Here is an 18750-nt window from a genome sequence, read left to right on the forward strand (position 1 = left end):
TACTGTACTGGCCGTGCCACGACAACAATCCCAATGGCGCCACCCCGGCGGCGAGCAAGAATGATTAAGAGGACTGGCGCAGGATAATTACGCCCTGCGAGATCATTGATTGCAAGATGTCGCGCATATCCTGGGGTGAGAGTGTGAGCATTGTCGCGATTTTATCAATGGTCATATCGCCATTGGCGAGCATATAGATTTGACGCCACTTGCGCGGCCAGCGTGAGAGTTCGGGAAAGGGGATCTCTCTGGCGCGCAGAGGGTAGATTTGTGTCGCCTGTGGTGGGCGTATCGCTGGCAAGGGCCGTGTCACGCGTGGCTCCATTGCTGGAACCTGGGGCCTTGCTTGCGAAGGAGTGGGCAGGTGAAGAGCGGGAATGGGGCGGGTTGTGCGGTCAGGCGAAGAGGATTTAATGGCGGGATGAGAGGGAGCAGGCGTCTCCGGGTCCTGGTAAGACTTGAGTGACCAGCTAAGGGAGTTGGCTTGCTCAATCAGGTCCTGGGCCTCTTTCCCGGTCATAAGGACCTGCCCATCTTTCCCGGCAATATAACAGGTCTTAATCTCCCCCTGGTAGATGGAGAGCACGATACGGCATGGCTCCTGAATATGCCCAATACCTGCGGGCAAGGTGGCGTAGCCCCAGCCGTTGTAGCTATAGTCGCGTAACATGCGGTTGAGTGCAGTGAGAGTAACGGTATACACCTGTAACCCCTTGGTATTGTTTTTTTGAAGTAGCCAAAGAACGCGGAATAGCACCCTGATAAAAGGGATGGGAACATCCTGACCGCTCAGGATATTTGGTGATAATAAGGCCGAATCGAGTCATTGATTTGTGTAAAGGAAGGAAATGCCTGGGCAATAATAACATGTATAGCGACGTGCGTCAATACGCTCCGAGAGCCAAACCAAGTCTATGTATGTATCAAGACATACGTTGATAATACTTAATACAAAAAAACGCATTTGTAAAAGAGCATAAAAAAAACGCACCCAGAGGGATTCGAACCCCCGACAACCTAGTTCCGAAGACTAGTGCTCTATCCACTGAGCTATGGGTGCAGCACGCTTAGCGCTTTTATAAACTACCATATTATTGGCATGCTGTCAATTCTTTTCGTGTAGAATCTCCGCTTTCGTGAAAACGAAAGCGGAGATGTTTGCATGTAATTATTTTCATGCAAGTTACTCCTCCTCCAACTCTAGAGTTTTATATGATGAGAACGAGAATATTTCTATGCATCGTTTGAACAAAGTCCTATATGTAAACTTGCAATGCTAGTGCTGGGCCGGGATGGTAGGGAACTTCCTTCACTGTATAACCTCCTGTAGATAACAAATATTGCCTCACGCTGGTATTGACAGAAGATGTGGAAGGGTTGTTTATGAACATACTACGTAAATATAAGAATTTGTTACTCATTTGCTCCCTCTTGCTGATTGTGCTGGCCGGGTTCTCATTCGTGATGATGCGTTCCAATCAAGTCGGGGCGCAGGGAGCGTCGGTCCTGACTAAGCATTATCTTTATGTTATTCCCGATGGGGGCGTAGATGTCTACGATATCGACCGTGCGCATGCGTTTGTCAGGCATATTGATTTGCCCATGCTCAAAAGTGGGCGGGGTGCGGTCGCCGATCCATTGACCGCTAGCCTCTTCATCAGTTATGGTGGTAATGGTGGTGCGCATGGCAACGGTTCACTGCTGAAATATGATTTGCTGCATGATAGGGTGGTGTGGACGAAAAGCTACGACTTCGGTATCGATAGCATGGCGATTACCCCTGATGGCAAGTCGATTTATATGCCGGGTGGTTCTAACCAGTATCAGGGTTTCTGGCATGTATTGCGCGCTCGTGATGGTGCGGTTCTCCAGGCGATTCAGGTTGGTGGCGGAGCTGCGGGTCATAACACGGTCGTGGGCCTGAGTGGGAAGTATGCCTATCTGGGCGCGCTGAACAATAATCAACTCTATGTAGTGGATACCGCGAGCAACAAGGTTGTGAAGAAGGTGGGACCACTCAAAGATGGCGTCAGGCCCTTTACCGTGAACAACAAGGAGACGCTAGTCTTTACAACTGCCTCCCATTTCCTTGGTTTTGAGGTGAGCGATTTACAGACGGGCCAGTTGCTCTATAGTGTTCCAGCCGAGGGCTTTGTAGATGGGTTGCATATGTCGGCACCCAGCCACGGTATCTCGCTCTCCCCCGATGAAAAAGAGGTATATATTGTTGATGCCCCCAATAGCTATGTGCATGTCTTTGATGTAATTGGTCTCCCCGAACGTGCCCCCCGTAAGGTTGCTGATATCAAATTAACAGCTTTCCAGGGCGAAGAGACGCCCTGCGTGTATGATTGTTTGCGCGAGGGCTGGGTGCTGCATAGCCGCGATGGACGCTATGTCTATGTTGGCGACTCCGGCGACGTCATTGATACGGCGACGCGAGCCGTCGTGAAGCATCTTCCTGACTTGATGAATACACGCAAGTACCTGGAGATCGATTGGCGTAACGGTATCCCGGTCTTTACAACCAGTCGCCAGGGGCTAGGCTATGCGTTTTAGCATGTTCCTGCGGTAATGTGTCTCTGGAGAGAACCTGGTAGACGAACTCCTCAGCCTCCATGTCAAGGTAGAGCAGAATCAGGTTTCCTCTCCAGAGGTTTACCGTCTGGTTATGGCAGATTGTTGTTTTGTATGCAGTATCTTGTTTATGCGACCGAAGGTGCTTGCTCAAGAGGATAGGCCGAGAAACGCGCCAGGCGAAAACGCTCCAGGGATATAGAGGGGGCTTGCTGATAGAGCAATGCGCCAAGAATTTCTCCCAGTAGTGGGCCAAATTTAAAGCCATGCCCTGTGAGTCCAGTTGCAAAGACAATGCGTGTGTCGCGCGGGTGGTAGTCGAGAATAAAATCTTCGTCGGGGCTGACATCGTACATGCACGTATCAATATGGGCCAGGCGCGCGTCTTGCAAGGTTGGGAGCAGGATTCGCACTTTTTGCGCTATCTGGGCGACAATACTCTGTTCAATAATGGGTGGCATATCCGGATCAATTGGGGTGCCAAAGGCGTGGGAAGTGGCCTTTAACCAGGTGGAACTATAGCCTCTGGTGCTGGTGGTATGTAGGGGAAAACCATAGAGATCATCCGCGATAAAAGCTGGAAATGTGTGGAGCGCAAAGGCTGTGCTGGGAACATCCGTAAAATAGAGCACATACTGACGTGTGGTTGTGATGGGCAGATGCAGGTCGCCAAGGATACGCTGAATCCAGGGACCAGTCGTTAAGGCAACTCTTTCGGTCAGCAGGTCGTGTCCATTCTCTAATAGCAGACGAATAGGCAGGCGTGAATTCTCATTGATGATGTGTGTCACACGGCAGTTACCAATGATCTTACCACCCATGTCGAGAATAAGTTGTTTGAGGGTTTGTAGGCAGGTCGATGCGTGCAGCAGACCCGCATCAATGTTATAGGTGAAGCGGTCATATCCCTGGGTATTGAATTGAGGAAAGAGCATGTGGCAGTCGTCTTGTGAGAGGAGATCAATGGGGATGCCCTGCTCCTGGAGTACGTGGTAGGCGGGGAGCGTATAGTTGTCCTCTTCCTGTCCCAGCACAAGAACGCCAGTTCGCGTATAGAGGGTGGCGCGACTGTGACGTTCTAGGCGCCTCCAGGCCTGTAAGCTCTGTTGAACCATACGTGGGTAGAGGGTGTCTGATCCATACTCAAAGCGCAGTAGGCGTGAGGGACCGTGAGACGTGGCGCGCGCGTGGTCGACAGTGTATTGCTCTAAAACATAGACATCCTTAATACCTGCGCGTAGTGAGGCGTATGCGGTTGCCAGTCCTACAATGCCTGCTCCTATAATGGCCACATTTGCATGTTGCACGGTATATTTGCCTCCTGGGAAAATAGCTGTAACATGTAATAATACGATTATAACAAAATATTTGTATATTATCAATGAATTGCTGCGTACTATCATTTTGCAGTGTTACGTGTAAATATGTAAGTGTTTTTAGTATATATTGTAAGCAATATGTCATAACTTTGTGCATGCTATATCAGAGGAAAAGTGTGGTGTTATGCTCTACAAATTACATCCCTGCCAGGGAGATGTGATAAACGTTATCTACAAATAGCTCCCTGAATGAAGCTTGCGCGCTTTGTAAATGATGCCAGAGAAGAGACAACTCTTGTTCCAAATGATATGATAAGGCCAACAATTGATCTGGGAGTGCTGGTTACTGAAGACGTATGCTTCTGGTCGGAAACGAATGACATAGTATTTGTAGATTGAGAATGAGAGACATATGGTACACGAAGAATTGCGATCACTGGTTGGCACCGATGTACGTATCGCGATAGAGGAGGCGCCTCGCATACAGGGAAAGCCCGAACTGCCTTCATCGAAGTATTTCACGTTGCGTTATGTGCTGGCGGCCGCGCTTGCAAAAGGCACAAGCATGGTTTACTATCCCGCTCAGAGCGACGATAGTGAGGCCCTTTTTCGTGGCTGCCGGGCCTTAGGTGCTCAATTAGACTGGGTGGATGCGGAGGAGACCATATTACGTGTGCAGGGTGTGGGCTATCCGCAGGCCGCAGACGCCGTTACCTTGAATGTGGGGAACGCGGGCGCCGTCCTGCGTTTATTACTGGGCCTGGGTGCCTATCTGCCCGAAATCACCTTTATAACCGATCATCCGCAGTCTCTGGGGAAACGCCCCAATCGCGAGTTACTGGAGGCATTGAGTACGCTAGGCGCAACGTATCAGGCGGAGGGAGCAGAGGGATGCCTCCCCATCACCTTGCGGAGAAGCGCTCTCCATGGTGGCAAGGTGCGTATTTCGGGTGCGCGTAGCTCGCAGTATATCAGCGCCTTGCTCTTTCTGGCCCCTCTGCTCCCAGAGGGCCTGGAGATCGAGATTATTGATGGCTTAAAATCGCAGCCCTTTGTGCGCTCCACCTTGCAGGTATTGCACGAGGCTAGCATCCAGTTTGAACACTCGGCTGACTTGAGTCATCTATCGGTTCCAGGCAAGCAGCAGTATCAAGCGCGAGAGTATATCTTACCAGGCGATTATCCTTCCGCGGCGGCGCTGATCTCAGCCTGCATAAGCGCGACTGATCCAGCAAGTGAACTGGTATTAAACCGCTTGAAGCCCGGAGACGAGATTGGCGATGCACTGCTGGCGGCTTACCAGGCTATGGGTGCCCAGTTGGATATCGCTAGCGAGCAGGTAACGGTACGGGGAGGAACTACCCTCCAGGGGGTTCGCGTAGATGGTGATCGCATCATTGACTGTATCCCGGTGCTGGTTGCCGCGGCCTGTTTTGCCCAGGGGGAGAGCGTCTTCTACAATATCGAGACATTGCACTACAAAGAGTCAGACCGTATTGACGATCTGTGTGCAGAACTACGGCGTGTGGGCTGCGATGTCACACCTCAGCGTGACGCAATTATTGTACGCGGTAGCCCGCAAGGGATTGAGGGAGGAGTGACCGTGGATGGACACAATGACCACCGCCTCCTGATGGCCCTGGCAATTGTGGGGATGCGTTGTCATCAGGGCCTGGCTCTGACTGGTTGCGAGCATATTTCTAAGAGCTATCCTCAGTTCTTCGCGCAGCTTAAAGAACTGGGCGTACCTGTAAGACTTGCCTAATTGGGCCTCTCTGGTGAGAGGCTGGAAAAATATGAGTTATGATGATACAATAGCCTGCGATCAGGTAATGACGAGGCGATTGAGGCATGACTGAAGATCCATCTAAAGATCCGTGGTGATGACAGCGAAAGGAATTGAATTGTGTATAAGTTTAAAGGCTTTGATAGCGCGGAGTGTGGCGACAGCATGCCCGCACTGGAAGCGATGATCAACGCCTGGATGGAAGCCGAGCATCCACGCATTCGTCATGTCTGTCAGAGTATGCGTGGTGAGCATATTTTACTCAGCTTCGTCTATGAAGATGCACGACTGTTGGAGCAGCGGGTCGCAGCCAGTGCGCAGACTGGAATCACAGGTGGCTTCCCCCGTATTTACGACGAGGATCTTATGGACGAGCGTCCGACAAGCCCTCGTATTCCGGCGACACCACCTCCCATGCATTAGCTCCGGGTTGATGCTTTTTTAAATAGTAAATCTGACTGTAACCGAGGTAAAATAAAGGATCAGCATGCCAGTTCCACATTTGCTTTACAGTACTCCAGATGGAGAGATTCGCGAAGAGACGCGGCTACAGGCGCTTGCCTTTGGTGGTAAGCCATTGGAAGCCAGAGACTTAATACCCTTGCCAGACGGAGTGACGCTTTCGATGATGCCGGATCGTCTCGCGGTTGGACTCAAGAAGACTGGTGAGCGACAGGTGCTGGCAGCGAACAGAGGTTGGGCCGTAGCGGCTCTCTTGCCCATTGGATATACGCGTACCCTGTTGCCAGAGTATGAAAAGGTACCGGGGACCGAGCCTCTGCCCTTCTTTGGCTATAGTGCTGTTGCCTCCATAAACGGCGAACTTTACGTAGCCGCCGTCAAGACGGATGACCCCCATAAGTGGCACCCTCGTTCGTTTCCGCGCAAGAAGCTAGAGCACGCGGTAAATGCCAAACTTGAGGCCTTCCCCGAAAACCGCGTCGTGCGCCAGCATGCGCATTGCGCCCTGGATTACTCCTGTCCCACCGCCAGTAACCTGTTCCTTGAGCGCTGGGAGATGGCTATCGCCGTGTCGCCCGGATGTAACGCGCGCTGTATTGGGTGTATCTCTAAACAGGAAGAAGAGGACCTGATTTCGCCTCAGGACCGTCTGGACTTTATTCCCACGGTTGAGGAGATTGTAGAGGTTGCGGTCCCTCACCTGGAGAGCGCCGAAGAGGCCATTGTCAGCTTTGGGCAGGGCTGTGAGGGCGAACCTCTCATGCAGTGGAAGCGGATCGAGCGCGCCATTACGGCGATGCGCGCACAAACGAAGCAGGGCGTCATTAATATCAACACGAATGGTAGCAATCCCCGCTGGTTGCAGCGCTTATATGACGCGGGCCTGGATACGATTCGTGTCAGCACCATTTCCGGGCATCCCGAAACCTACACCGCCTATTATCGCCCCATTGGCTATCGCTTTGAGGATGTCAAAGAATCACTGAAGCGTGCTCATGAAGAGGGACTGTATACCTCGATCAACCTGCTCTGCTTCCCAGGGATGATCGACCGTGAACGCGAGATCGAGGCGCTCCTGAACCTTGCGCGTGAGACGGGCCTGCGCCTGATCCAACTGCGCAACCTCAATATTGATCCAGAGGTCCTGCTTCCACGTATGCCTGCCCTGGACAGCATGGGGAAGGCGCTAGGAATGAAGGCCTTCATTGAAACCCTTCGGCGCGAGATTCCAGAGGTCGCGCTTGGCAATTTCACGCGTCCCATCCAGCGGGCCCAGGCACAGCCTTCAGAGCTGTAGTCATGTATAGAAAAGGGGAGTGTGGTGGCCTGCTGGCTCCGCCAGCAGGCCACCACACTCCCCTTTTCTATACATGATGATTATTCTGTAGCAGTGGATGTGGCACCGTGCCATTTGCCGTGAAGGCGGAGCATGCGGCGAGCGGCAGCGGCGACAGACTCAACGCCAAGCTGTGTCAGGCAGTCGCGTGTCGCGCAGCCTTCGGGCGTGCCGAGCTGATGCCCACGATAGAAGCAGGGCATACAGGGGAGATCAAGGTGGACAATCGTAGTCAGGTCTTTCCTATCGCCGGTATAGGGTCCCCAGGCCTTATAGTTGGTCAGGCCAAAGATGGCGACCACGGGCGTTTCCACGGCGGTCGCCAGGTGGGCCAGACCTGCGTCATTGCCGATAAAGAGGTCTGCTAGCTCCAGCACAGCGGTTGCAACCTTAATATTGCCCTTCCCCGCCAGGCTACGCACCGGAACGCCCGAGTGAAGCTGGTTCATAATCTGTTGATGTAGCTCGACTTCTTCAGGCCCTCCGACTAGCAGCAACTGACCCCCGGTCTCTTTGTACAGCGTGTCGGCAAGCTGGGCGAAGCGCTCTGGTGCCCAGCGACGCGCCGTGCTATAGCCACCGCTTCCCGGATGCATGGCGATAATTGGTTGGGGTGCCGCCTCAGGCACGCTTGCGCCATAGACCAGTTCGCGCGCCGCTTCGCGTTCGGCTTCACTGAGCGGAATTTCGAGCTTTGGCGTGTGTATAGTCGCGCCAACCGCAGCCGCGACCGCCATATTGTATTCCGCTTCATGTATAGCGCCAAAGCCATCGTCCTTGACCCGAACATTGAGAAACCAGCCATGCCCATTGTCGAGACCAACGCGCCACTTCGCGCCCGTGGCCCGCATCAAGGCCTGGTGTTTTAGGCGTCCAAAGCGCAGTGTCAGGTGGTGGAAGAGCAGGACCGCGTCATAATGTCCCTCGCGCAAAGGTTTGAAGATATCCGCGAGGCGCTTTAAATTGCTTGGATGCTTGATGATCTGTTGTGGGTAATCGAAGAGGTATTTATCCAGCACGATAATATTATCAATTACAGGCCAGCCCTTCAGGAGGCTCGCGGAATCGGGAGTGACCAGCAAGTCGATACGTGCCCGGGGGTAGCTCTCGCGTAGAGCACTTAGGGCCGGAGTCGCGAGGAGCAGGTCGCCGAGACCCGCCAGCTTCACGACCAGGATGCGCGCATCTGGAGCCAGGGTGATGGATGAGTGTATTGGCTCAGTGGTCTCGTGTGTTTGTGCATTGTTCATACCAGGCTCCGCTTATAAAAAGATTTCTGCCCCAGCGTACGAAAGCCAATACGCTGGTAGAGACGTTTGCTCTGCTCGGTTGGAGAGAGAGTCGCGACATGATAACCCAGGCGCTCTGCCTCATTAAGGACATGAAGTATCATGCTGGCGGCAACGCCCTGGCGACGTGCCTCGGGTAGCGTGCCAATGCCATAAATACCTGCTACGCCATGGGAGAGCAAGAGCGAGGCGCTGGCAACCACGCGACCATCAAGCGAGCCAATAAAGTGCCGCCAGATCTGGCCTGGGCCGAAACCAGAGGCGAGATACGTCTGGTAGTAGAGCTTTATCCTATCCGTCGTTGACTCAAAGGCGATCTGTTCAATATCGCAGAGCTGTTGTAGTTCCTGCGCATTGCTGACTTCCTGAATGGCTAAGGTTGGCGATGGAATTACGTTCTGTTCACGTGCGGATAGTGCGAGTGTCATAATGGCATTGTCGTAGACATGGGTAAAGCCCTGGGCTAATAATGACTCTTTCAGGTGCGCTGGCTGTGAGGCTAGATAAAGTGTCCAGCCGAAGCTTCTGGCCTGGCGTTTCGTATAGTACTCAATGAGAGCCTGGATGCGTTGCTCGATGTATGCCGGGTCGTCTGATGTGAAGCGCGAACGCAAGACGCCATTCAGCGTAGGCGTGACCGCGAACCAGAGCAGTTCCGCATCTTCTCGCAGCTCCGCACCATGAATAACGCGTCCAAAGCAGGCCATTTCTTCGGCGAAGTTCGCGGATACCGAGGCTGGCAGAGAGGAATCGTTGGTGCGTATTGGCTGGTGTTGCTGGCTCATGCGTTTCCTCCTTGAAGAGACTGGCTGGACTCCTGCGTATGTATCCGAGCGCCCTCCAGTTTGCTAAGGACGGCGGAGTGTACCTGTTCGGGCGAAATATCCTTCATACACTGCGTCGTATGGAAGCGGCAGTTGGCAGGCCCCTTGGCGAAGTAGCAGGGGCTACACCAGATGTCGCTCCGCAGCACCGTGGCGTGAGGACTCACTGGGCCGCTCATCTGGGGATCGGTTGGGCCATGAATGGCGATTAACTCTGAGCCAACGGCGGCGGCAATATGCATGGGGCCACTATCGCCAGAGATGACGATATCAGCGCGCTTAAGCAGGGCCGCCAGTTGAGGCAGATTGGTCTTGCCAGCAAAATTATACATATGCGCGCGTGTGCGTTTGAGCACGGCCTCAATTAATGGCTGATCCTTAGGGGCTCCAGTCAGGACGACGTTCATGCCATCCTCGTTTACCAGGCGCTCTATGAGGCGCGCCCAGTAGGGGATCGGCCAGCGTTTCGCATAGCCATTGTGTGAGCTAACCTGGCAGGCAACCAGCGGTTTCTGTGGATCTATGCCCTCCACCTGGAGCAGGTCGGCGACCTCTTGCTCACTCTTTGGCGTGACATGCAGGGTGGGTACACGCGACTCCTGGTCAAGGGTAGCGCCACAGGCATGTAGCATCTCCATACAGTAATCGACTTCGTGTTTCCGCTCTCCCTCGGCCCAGTGACGGCCAGGGACACTCTCTGTCATAAAACCGGGATAGCCCTCCGCGCCAAAGCCAACGCGTCGCGGCGCACGACTGAGCACAGAGAGGATACTGGCCCAGGGACCAGAGACGCTAACGGCCAGGTCATAGTCTCGTTCGCGCATCTGCTGGTGTAGGGCTTGAGCCTCGCGCCAGTTGCGTGTTTGCAGCAGGGCTTTGGGGCGGCGCCAGATATTGGGATCGTAGGTCAGCAGTTGCGTGATATCGGGATCTTCGCGCACAATGGATGCGCTAGAAGGAATGGCCAGCAGGTCGATCTCTGCCTCTGGGTAGGTCCGCTTCAACTGGCGCACCACAGTCATAGACATAACCAGGTCGCCAATAAGATCGACGCGGATGACCAGAATGCGTTTGGGATGGAACGTCTGAGGCGAGAGAGGTGGTCTCGCTTGCCCAAAAGCACGCAGCTTGAGATAGGCTCCCACACCTCCCAGGGCCAGGGAAATGCCACCTAGCAAGAGGCGCCGGCTGGTATGGACGACCGCGTTGCGCAGCTTGCGCTGGGCGTCGGGTCGTGTTGGGTAACCGTACTCATCGAGATCTTGTATTGTTGGATCGACTGCTGTCTGTATCATACTACCGTCCCAGATTGTGAGCTGTTTGCCGCGGCGATCCTGCGGCAGGGCGGGGATCTTCTCCCTGCATTATAGAGAGCTAAAGAGAAAGATGCAAACTTTTGACCGAAACGCATATACTTGGGTAATGTAGTGTGGCCCTGGCAGCCGCAGGCTGCCAGGGCCACACTACATCAACACTTAGCGGACCTCTGATTCAAAGCGGTTATGGATCTGGAGAGTGCTCTGGCCATCGTCGGTAATATGCTTCACGGCGAGTGAGATACGATTATCCTCATTCAGCGCGTTCCAGTAGAAGCTGAGGACCTCTTCTGCTGCTCCCTGGCAGGGAAGGAGGAGGGGATCGCCAGTAAAGCTAGGCAGAGGCGTGCCAGGACTCATATAGGTCGTGAGCCCATAGCCATAGCCAGGGACGGGCGTGGCAGGATGGTAGGTGTAGCGGTCGGTAAGTTCTGGATTCGTCTGGTTGGCTTTGAGAATGCTCAGGGTGATGGAGCCTGGCTGCTGCCGCAGGTCGATCATACCGCTGATGCGAGGTGTAAAGTGTGGGGCGTCCGGTTCACGTTCACGCGTCGCCAGGGCCGCGTCAAAGGATAGCCCCGCCTGGAGGGACTGGTACAGCGTGCGCGTCTGGTCCCCATTGCTGACGAGGTAGATTCCAGGAAGTTCGAGCATGGCCTCATAGATGATCAGGCTGGGATCGGCGACAAGGCTGGCGTCAACCGGCTCCGTCTTCAAAACGTTTCCTGACACAGTGAAGCGTCGATTACGGCTCTGTTCGCTGCGACCCATGATCCAGTACACGATAATCCAGCCATAGTCATCTGAGGCGCGACCAAGGACGAGTCCACGCCCTGGATAGGGATTGCTGCGCACATGCTTTACGAAGGCATTGGTGGCGATAGTGTTGGCATCTATCATAAAGTATGTAAAACTCCTTCAAGCGGCCTTGCGGCATGGTTTAATGGGGGTTATGTTCTCAGTATAGAACATGGAGGGAGAAGTGCGCCAACCAGGGTGAGCATGGGCTACCCAGATTAGCGCACGTCTAGCATGCGGTTCAAGAACGCGAAGAAGTATTATGCGCGTCGTTTACGGGAGAGAGGATATTTCTGGCGAGCGCGAGCACGCTCTCTTCAGACACTACGCGTACGCAAGGGTGCTGGGGAAGCTCTTCAGCTGTAAAGTCCAGGCGTCCGCACGGGATGCTTGGGCAGCCGGGACAGCGCTGTGTTGAAGTGATAACGCGATGACGCGCAGGAGCGCCCCAGGGACCAAAGATGCGGCTATCGGTTGGACCAAAGATGCGTATGCTTGGCACATCTTGCGTGACTGCGAGGTGCAGGGGACCATTATCCACGCCCATCACGAGGCTGGCGCGTTGCAGCAACGCCGCAAGCTGTCCCACACTGCTATCGCTGATGCAGAGCGGTTGTGTGACCATCCCCTCAGCGACCTCTTCCAGCAAGGGACGCTCCTTTGGTGTCCCGGTCAAGACAAAGCGGAGCGAAGGATAAGAGGCCTGGAGCTGGTTGGCGCAGGTCGCCCAGGCTTCCGAGCGCCAGAGCTTGACCGAGCCACCGGTGCCGGGGTGAATGACCACGACAGGTGCCTCAGGCGCGATTCCGGCATCATGCAGCGTCTGAGCCACCCACTGCCGCTCTTGCTCCGTTGGCTCAAAGCGAAGTGGATAGCGTTCCGGCGTGAAAGGCGTCTCCAGGGGAGGCTGCCCAAGAGCTTGTAGGCCCACACTGGCCAGCTCCAGGTTATAGAAGGTTGAGTGCTGATGCTCAGGAAAAGGGAGTGCGCATGAGAGGAATGATGTCGCAGGCGGGAGCGCGTAGCCAATACGACGGGGAATACCCGCCAGGTAGACGAGGGCAGCACCCCACCAGAAGTCGGGCCGCAGGTTGATCGCGACATCGTAGTTGCCAGCGCGTAGCTGCTTTGCCAGTTTGAACAGAAGCATGTAAGGCGCGAGTGGATGCTGGGAGGCGCGCTGAAAGCCTGGAAAAGCGCAGGGAATGAGTTCATCCAGGGCCGGGTGGCGCTCGACAATAGCGCTGGACCAGGGACCAACCATCATCGCGATATGTGCCTCGGGGAGTTGCGCGCGTAGCGCATCCAGGACGGGCGTTGCCAGCACCATATCGCCCAGGTGGTCTGGGCGCAGTAGCAGAATACGCGGTTTCTCTTCTGGCTGTTTACGTACTCGCTGGATGCGAGGCCAGCCCAGGAGACGGACCAGGAGGAGAATCAGCGTGCGTAGAGCCAGTTTCATTGGCGCACCTCGTGATCGCTGCTGCTAGGAACCAGGCGTTGAACTGCCTCCCAGACATCCTCCACCGTGATTGCTTGCATACAGGTGCAATTCTGGCACTCGCGCATCTTGCCCAGGAAGAAGCAGGGCTGACGTGTGGGATGCTTCCACAGGCCGATATGCCTGGGATCATTGGTGGGATAGGGGCCATACTCCTCGGGACTGGTTGGCCCAAAGATGCCTATGACGGGAATATCGACGGCGGCGGCCAGGTGCATGGGACTGCTATCGTTGCCAATGTAGAGCGAGCAGGCTTCGAGTTGTGCTGCCAACTCGCCAATGCTGGTCTTGCCAGCCAGGTCCAGGACGCTGCCCATAGGCACCTCCAGGCCTTTCAGCAATTGCTGGGTCAGTGGAGCATCGCCAGGACCGCCAATAAGCAGGACACGCGCACCCAGATCCCATATCAGTTTCTGCACCAGGGCACGATAGCGCTCAAGGGGCCAGCGCTTGGCCGTCAGATCCATGCCGGGATTACTGCCACCCCGACAAAGACGGCGATCTGTGTTCCCTGGTAGTGTTGCGCCGTTTGGCGCTCCTGGAGCGTAGGCACAAAGCGCATGCGTGGCTGCTCAATAGGAAGCTTTAGCGCACGCGCCAGGTCGAGGTAGATATCGGCTTCGTGCTGCAAATGTTCAGGCGAGGATGAGACTGGAACGCGATCTGTGAGGGAGAAGCCACGCCCCTTACTATCTGGTCCAACACGTCTTGGCACGCCCGCGAGCCAGGGGAGCAGGGTCAGCATCGGCGAACGATCAAGCACGAAGGCCATATCAAAGTGCGAAGCACGCAGGCGACGAGCAAAGGACCTATATTCGCGCAGGCTGTAGCGACCAGGAATGCCAACAGAGCCACAGTCGATGACCTCGTCCACGGCTGGATGGTGCTCGGGAATGACTTTCGACCAGGAACCCGCTACATAGGTGATACGTGCTTCAGGATAAGCTCGGTGTAGCACCTCCAGCAGAGGCGTGGTCATGATCAAGTCACCTAGACAGCAAGGTTTGATAATGACAATGGAGCGTGGATGTTTTTTGGCGCGTTGCACGAAAGGAGCGCGAAATAAATCGAGAAGCGCAAATGGGAAGCGCAGAAGCGTGCAAAGTGCACTGATAATATGCTGACGCAGGGCTGGAAACCTCCAACTTCTCTCTATCGACACATGTCGTTATTGAACATGTTCTCTTGTTACCGCAATGGCATTATTGTAACAGATTTCTGCTCACTGAGAGAGAAGTTGGGACCGGTGTGGTCGGGAAGGCCCTAGAAGAAGCTTGCCTCTGTTCCTTGTGGATAGATGGCGCGTGTCAGGTAGACTTCGTAGCCTTGCGCCAGCAACTGTTGATAGACCTGGGAAGTGTTGCTCAATTGTGCGAAGGGTGCGAAGAGTGTGGGACCACTACCAGAGAGAAAGACATGGGCCGCACCCGCCCGGAGCATACCTTCACGAGCCTGCGCGACTTCAGGATAGCGTTCAAGCACGCCACGCTGGAGGCTATTATGTAGATCTGAAAGCTGGAAATTGCTCTTGTGCGCGAGCGCGTCCTGTATTTTGCGGCTACTGGCGCCATCGCTATAGTCGGCAGGGGAGAGATTGCGAAAGACCAGGGCGGTCGAGACGCTGATAGCTGGCTTGAGCAGGATGAGCCAGCGCATAGCCTGTGGCCAGTGGGGGGCAAGAGGCGTGATGCGCTCGCCGCGTCCCTCGCATAGGGCCAGGCCACCGCTCAGGAAGAAGGGTACATCTGAACCCAGGGCAGCCGCGATTTCATGCAGGTCAACCATTGAAAGCGGCAGATTCCAGCCCTCTTTCAGCAGGAGCAGCGTCGCGGCGGCATTGCTACTTCCGCCACCCAGGCCAGCCGCCACGGGAACGCGCTTCTGGTGCTCAATGACAAAACCATGCTCTAATGAGAGGCGCTGACGCACGGCCTGCACAGCGCGCACGATCAGATTCTCTGCCGTGCTCAACTCTGGTCGTGAGCAGGTAATCTCGACTCGCGGTTCCTCAATTTCGCTGACACAGATGGTATCGTAAATATCTAGTGTTTGCATCAGCGTGACAAGCTCATGAAAGCCATCCGCGCGCCGTCCCAGGACATCGAGGGTTAGATTAATTTTGGCGTATGATTGAACGAAGCGCGTCCGTCCAGGCGTCGAGCCAGTGTAGCCTGTTGATTGTGATGTGGTATATGCGTTTCCCATGCCTGCATTGTGCCTTGAATGCCTGTGATTGTCAAGCTTTTTTGTTGCGCTCGCCTAGGCATCGCAAAAGTGAGATGTTTTATCGTTCTCTCATTTAGAAGAGCAAGCGCACAGGCAAGCAACATTGGCTATAGTGGATAGCCTAGAAATCCCCTTTAACAAGATGAAACGAGCGAGGTTATGATATACTCTGACATAAACATGTATTGATGGCTTGTGTAGAGCTTCGCGTAGAATGCCTATTTCTGGAGTTTGATGTCAATGGATATTACCGTCGCCTATTTCCATCCTTTATTTCACCCTGAGATGGTTAAACGTGATTTTGAGCAGATTCGTGCGGCTGGGGCAAATAGCATTGTCTATGCCGTTCACGAAGAAGAGGAGCAGCGTTGGGGAAAGGATCTGGAGCGAGGGTTACGACAAGCACAGGATGCTGGTCTCAAAATCATCCTTAGCCTTGGGCGCTATGGCAATCTTTTTGCAGGTCCCTCACATATGCCAAGCTGGTACACCTTTCGGCATCCACAATCGCGTGTGCAGGATCGGCATGGGCGTCACCACGGGATGACCTGTTACAATCATGAGCCCTTCCGCTCCTGGCTCCTGGGGGAGATCGAATTTTATCTGAAGAATTACCCTATTAGTGGCCTGCTGATCGATGAGCCGCGCGGCCCCGAGATTACCTGTTATTGCCCGGTATGTCGTGCGCTCTGCCCAGATATTACCGATCTGGAACACTTTCGGCGCCGCTCCATGGTGGACTTCTTTGGTGAGCTATTTGAATCCGTGAAGCGCATAAACTCCAGGATCACTACGACCATTGTGCTCTTGCCCCAGGACCTGGAATTGATGGAGGAGTTGGCGACTATTCCTGAGCTTGATACGATGGGCTGCCATCTCTTCTGGCAATTATTGGGGGAGGATGTCGCGAAGGTTGAGGAATGGGGACGCAAGCTCGTTGAACTGACCAGGAGGCAGGAGAAGCGCAGTCAGCTCTGGTTACAGAACTATAACCTGCGTGAAGCGGAGGAACCAGAGCTGGAGGTCGCCTTTAAGAAATTATGTAGCGCTGATCCAGACGAGATCGCCTGCTATTACTACTGGCGCAACAATGAACGTCCCGAGCAGGTCTGGGAAACGACCAGGGGCCTCCTACGGCGTATTCCGCGCAAGCAACTCTTCTGGCGGCAATCCACGCTCCCGCGTGTCCCCGCTATCGCCCTACCTGACGAGAAGCCCGTTGATACAGGCAGTAAATAATTTCCATCCTCATCGCCTGCGCTTGTATGCTTCGTATAGGGTAATGTGTTGCTGGCAGGCTAGCTCAAGGCCAGCTTGCCAGCAACACATTACTACCCTGCGAGCCACGTAGTGGCGAGAAGTCGCTTTTTATTTAGCGTTGAAGCGAGAACGGTGAGGAGGAATCCCCCTTCTCCTCGTGGAGCTTTTCCAGGAGGGCGCGGAGCGCTTTTACCTGCTCCTGGGTGGTCTCCAGGCTCTTATCTGCTTCCAGCACCACACCCTGGACATTGAGGGCCTTGAGGGTGCGGGTATCGTTCTCATTGAGGCGCCCACCGACACGGATGAAAGCAGGATGCTGGACGGACCCACGAACGGTATTGTAATGGAGAATATCCTCGATGCTCAGGGAGCCAAATGGCTTCTCGATATCGAAGTCCAGGAGAATCGCGGCAATGCCATCGAGTCCAGACAGGTTACGAATAGTAAAGTATGGTGAAACATCGCCCGAGCGGAGCGGCGACATGATATTTTGGACGGGGAGGATGACGACCTTCTCTACATCTTTGGACTCCTGAGCCAGGAGGTGTGCTGGCGCATTTAATGGCAGCGTGATGTAATTGAAGCCCTGCTCTTTGATACTGGTAATAGCTTCGCCATTGAGCGATTCGCCATTGCCAGCCAGGTGCAGCCCGAGGACTATATCCTCCTGGTAGGAGCGTGCTGCGTCAAGCTCTTGCTTTAGTGCGGAGAGAGCAGCGCTATCTTTGCCGTCCCATTGAAAAAGCAGCCCATCGGCACCGGCTTTGAGCGCTGCTTCCGCGCTGCCCGCGCTAACCGTGGGAAACTCGACGACGATGGCGGCGGCGTGCGCCTTGGATTCGGCTCTGCTTTTGCCCAAAAAGCCCATCCCGCTACCACTTCGCGCCCGGCGTGCCTGCGTAAACAAATCATGCAGTTTAGCCATATCCTAACGTGTCTCCTTATCGTTTCACGGCCACCTCCCTGGTGGCCAGTGCGATGCAATAGAGTAGAAAACGGTTCTGATCAAACTGGATGTTGTGTGCATTATAGCACGTTTTCGCGAGGCCCGGCAGGAGCCCCTTATGGGTTGCGTCTTGTGCGAAGATAATAGCAGGATGGTAGTGGGAGAGGAGGGAGAACAGAGCAAACAAACGCTAAAGGAGTCAAATCGTGATATACGAACAGGTGATGGAGGCGACGGAAGCTATTCAAGCTCGTGCGCCCCAGAAGCCCCTGGTGGGCTTGATTTTGGGGTCTGGGCTAGGAGATCTGGCGACGGAGATTGAGAACGCCGTAGCGTTGCCCTACGAAGAAATACCCCACTTTGCGCGCTCGACTGTGGCTGGCCATGCAGGTCAATTACTTATTGGGACCCTGGCAGGCGTGCCTGTGGTTATCATGCAGGGGCGCTTTCACCTCTATGAGGGCTATAACGCGACCCAGATCACGCTGCCTGTGCGTGTTATGCACCAGTTGGGCGCGCAGACCCTGATTGTCACCAATGCCGCCGGTGGAGTCAATCCCGAGTATAAGCCGGGCGATGTCATGTTGATGAGCGATCATATCTTCTTACCGGGTATGGTGGGGATGAGTCCCCTGGTTGGACCCAACGATGAGCGCTTTGGCGTGCGTTTCCCGGCGGTCGCCAACGCTTACAACGCGGAGTTACGAGCGCTAGCACGTGAGGCGGCGCAGGATGTTCCGGGCCTGTGCCTACACGAGGGCGTCTATACCATGGTTGTGGGTCCACAGTTTGAGAGCAAGGCCGAGCTGCGCTTCCTGCGCCTGATCGGCTCGGACGCAGTAGGCATGTCGACGGTGCCTGAGGCTGTAATTGCCCGACATATGGAGATGCGTGTCCTGGGCATGAGCCTGATTACGAATACCGCCACGGGCGCGGAGCAGGAAGAGGTGGATCATGTGAGCGTGCTGGAGGTGGCGAACGCCGCACGTCCGAAGTTCGCCACCCTGGCGCGAGGAATTTTGCGCAGGTTGGCCCTGCTATAAGCGATTAGGCTATCGTGACTTGCATATAGCTCCACTTGAAGCGTTGCCCCTTCCAGTCAACGACATA

Annotated in this window: 17 protein-coding genes and 1 tRNA gene; 6 read left to right on the top strand and 12 right to left on the bottom strand. The window is 54.7% G+C overall.

The features are described 5' to 3' along the window. Window positions 1-64: 64 nt before the first annotated feature. Together JMJ04_RS15080 and JMJ04_RS15085 are read right to left on the bottom strand one after the other, a co-directional pair. Window positions 65-703: a hypothetical protein gene (locus JMJ04_RS15080; protein WP_201371281.1), complete on the bottom strand. Its 639-nt coding sequence runs from the start codon at window positions 701-703 to the stop codon at window positions 65-67. A gap of 283 nt (window positions 704-986) precedes the next feature. Then, window positions 987-1060 (bottom strand) — tRNA-Arg (locus tag JMJ04_RS15085). Between the two features lie 323 nt (window positions 1061-1383). On the opposite strand from JMJ04_RS15085, the gene JMJ04_RS15090 reads away from it, so the two are divergent. Further along, window positions 1384-2559, top strand: a complete 1176-nt coding sequence (locus JMJ04_RS15090) for a YncE family protein (protein WP_201371282.1) — start codon at window positions 1384-1386, stop codon at window positions 2557-2559. Window positions 2560-2705: 146 nt separating this feature from the next. On the opposite strand, the gene JMJ04_RS15095 is transcribed toward JMJ04_RS15090, so the two are convergent. Then, window positions 2706-3884 carry an FAD-dependent oxidoreductase gene (locus JMJ04_RS15095; RefSeq protein ID WP_201371283.1) on the bottom strand — a complete coding sequence of 393 codons (1179 nt, stop codon included), beginning with the start codon at window positions 3882-3884 and terminating at the stop codon, window positions 2706-2708. A gap of 424 nt (window positions 3885-4308) precedes the next feature. On the opposite strand from JMJ04_RS15095, the gene aroA reads away from it, so the two are divergent. The 3 genes from aroA (at window position 4309) to JMJ04_RS15110 (ending at window position 7441) form a co-directional block, all read left to right on the top strand. Beyond that, a complete protein-coding gene (gene aroA, locus JMJ04_RS15100; RefSeq protein WP_201371284.1) occupies window positions 4309-5661 on the top strand; it encodes a 3-phosphoshikimate 1-carboxyvinyltransferase in 1353 nt (450 codons plus the stop codon). A 141-nt stretch (window positions 5662-5802) separates the two neighbouring features. After that, a complete protein-coding gene (locus JMJ04_RS15105; RefSeq protein WP_201371285.1) occupies window positions 5803-6105 on the top strand; it encodes a hypothetical protein in 303 nt (100 codons plus the stop codon). Between the two features lie 64 nt (window positions 6106-6169). Further along, window positions 6170-7441 carry a radical SAM family protein gene (locus tag JMJ04_RS15110; RefSeq protein WP_201371286.1) on the top strand — a complete coding sequence of 424 codons (1272 nt, stop codon included), beginning with the start codon at window positions 6170-6172 and terminating at the stop codon, window positions 7439-7441. Between the two features lie 80 nt (window positions 7442-7521). On the opposite strand, the gene JMJ04_RS15115 is transcribed toward JMJ04_RS15110, so the two are convergent. The 8 genes from JMJ04_RS15115 to ispE all read right to left on the bottom strand — a co-directional run bounded on the left by JMJ04_RS15115 (window position 7522) and on the right by ispE (window position 15413). Then, window positions 7522-8730, bottom strand: coding sequence for a glycosyltransferase family 9 protein (locus JMJ04_RS15115; protein WP_201371287.1), 1209 nt, complete (start codon window positions 8728-8730; stop codon window positions 7522-7524). Then, a complete protein-coding gene (locus tag JMJ04_RS15120) occupies window positions 8727-9554 on the bottom strand; it encodes a GNAT family N-acetyltransferase (protein WP_201371288.1) in 828 nt (275 codons plus the stop codon). The genes JMJ04_RS15115 and JMJ04_RS15120 overlap by 4 nt, the downstream gene beginning before the upstream one ends. Beyond that, entirely contained in the window at window positions 9551-10888 is a 1338-nt protein-coding gene (gene waaF / locus JMJ04_RS15125) for a lipopolysaccharide heptosyltransferase II (RefSeq protein WP_201371289.1), read from the bottom strand. The genes JMJ04_RS15120 and waaF overlap by 4 nt, the downstream gene beginning before the upstream one ends. Window positions 10889-11068: 180 nt before the next feature. Next, on the bottom strand, window positions 11069-11809 hold the full coding sequence (locus JMJ04_RS15130) for an IMP cyclohydrolase (RefSeq protein ID WP_201371290.1): 741 nt from the start codon (window positions 11807-11809) through the stop codon (window positions 11069-11071). 139 nt (window positions 11810-11948) lie between these two features. Further along, window positions 11949-13169, bottom strand: a complete 1221-nt coding sequence (locus JMJ04_RS15135) for a glycosyltransferase family 9 protein (protein ID WP_201371291.1) — start codon at window positions 13167-13169, stop codon at window positions 11949-11951. Then, window positions 13166-13675 (bottom strand): glycosyltransferase family 9 protein, encoded by a 510-nt coding sequence (locus JMJ04_RS15140; protein ID WP_201371292.1) that lies wholly within the window; start codon window positions 13673-13675, stop codon window positions 13166-13168. Before JMJ04_RS15140 ends, JMJ04_RS15135 begins: the two co-directional genes overlap by 4 nt. Continuing rightward, window positions 13666-14187, bottom strand: coding sequence for a glycosyltransferase family 9 protein (locus JMJ04_RS15145; RefSeq protein WP_201371293.1), 522 nt, complete (start codon window positions 14185-14187; stop codon window positions 13666-13668). The genes JMJ04_RS15140 and JMJ04_RS15145 overlap by 10 nt, the downstream gene beginning before the upstream one ends. 284 nt (window positions 14188-14471) lie before the next feature. Beyond that, window positions 14472-15413: a 4-(cytidine 5'-diphospho)-2-C-methyl-D-erythritol kinase gene (gene ispE / locus JMJ04_RS15150; protein WP_201371294.1), complete on the bottom strand. Its 942-nt coding sequence runs from the start codon at window positions 15411-15413 to the stop codon at window positions 14472-14474. A 261-nt stretch (window positions 15414-15674) separates the two neighbouring features. Here ispE and JMJ04_RS15155 point away from each other — a divergent pair, with 261 nt between their 5' ends. Further along, window positions 15675-16673 (top strand): hypothetical protein, encoded by a 999-nt coding sequence (locus JMJ04_RS15155; protein ID WP_201371295.1) that lies wholly within the window; start codon window positions 15675-15677, stop codon window positions 16671-16673. Window positions 16674-16806: 133 nt separating this feature from the next. On the opposite strand, the gene JMJ04_RS15160 is transcribed toward JMJ04_RS15155, so the two are convergent. Further along, window positions 16807-17619, bottom strand: a complete 813-nt coding sequence (locus JMJ04_RS15160; RefSeq protein WP_201371296.1) for a hypothetical protein — start codon at window positions 17617-17619, stop codon at window positions 16807-16809. A gap of 230 nt (window positions 17620-17849) precedes the next feature. Between JMJ04_RS15160 and JMJ04_RS15165 the strand changes: the two genes are divergently transcribed. After that, window positions 17850-18683 carry a purine-nucleoside phosphorylase gene (locus tag JMJ04_RS15165; protein WP_420799482.1) on the top strand — a complete coding sequence of 278 codons (834 nt, stop codon included), beginning with the start codon at window positions 17850-17852 and terminating at the stop codon, window positions 18681-18683. Window positions 18684-18750 lie beyond the last annotated feature (67 nt).

Source organism: Ktedonobacter robiniae (genome assembly GCF_016587375.1).
GTDB classification, from domain to species: Bacteria; Chloroflexota; Ktedonobacteria; order Ktedonobacterales; family Ktedonobacteraceae; genus Ktedonobacter; species Ktedonobacter robiniae.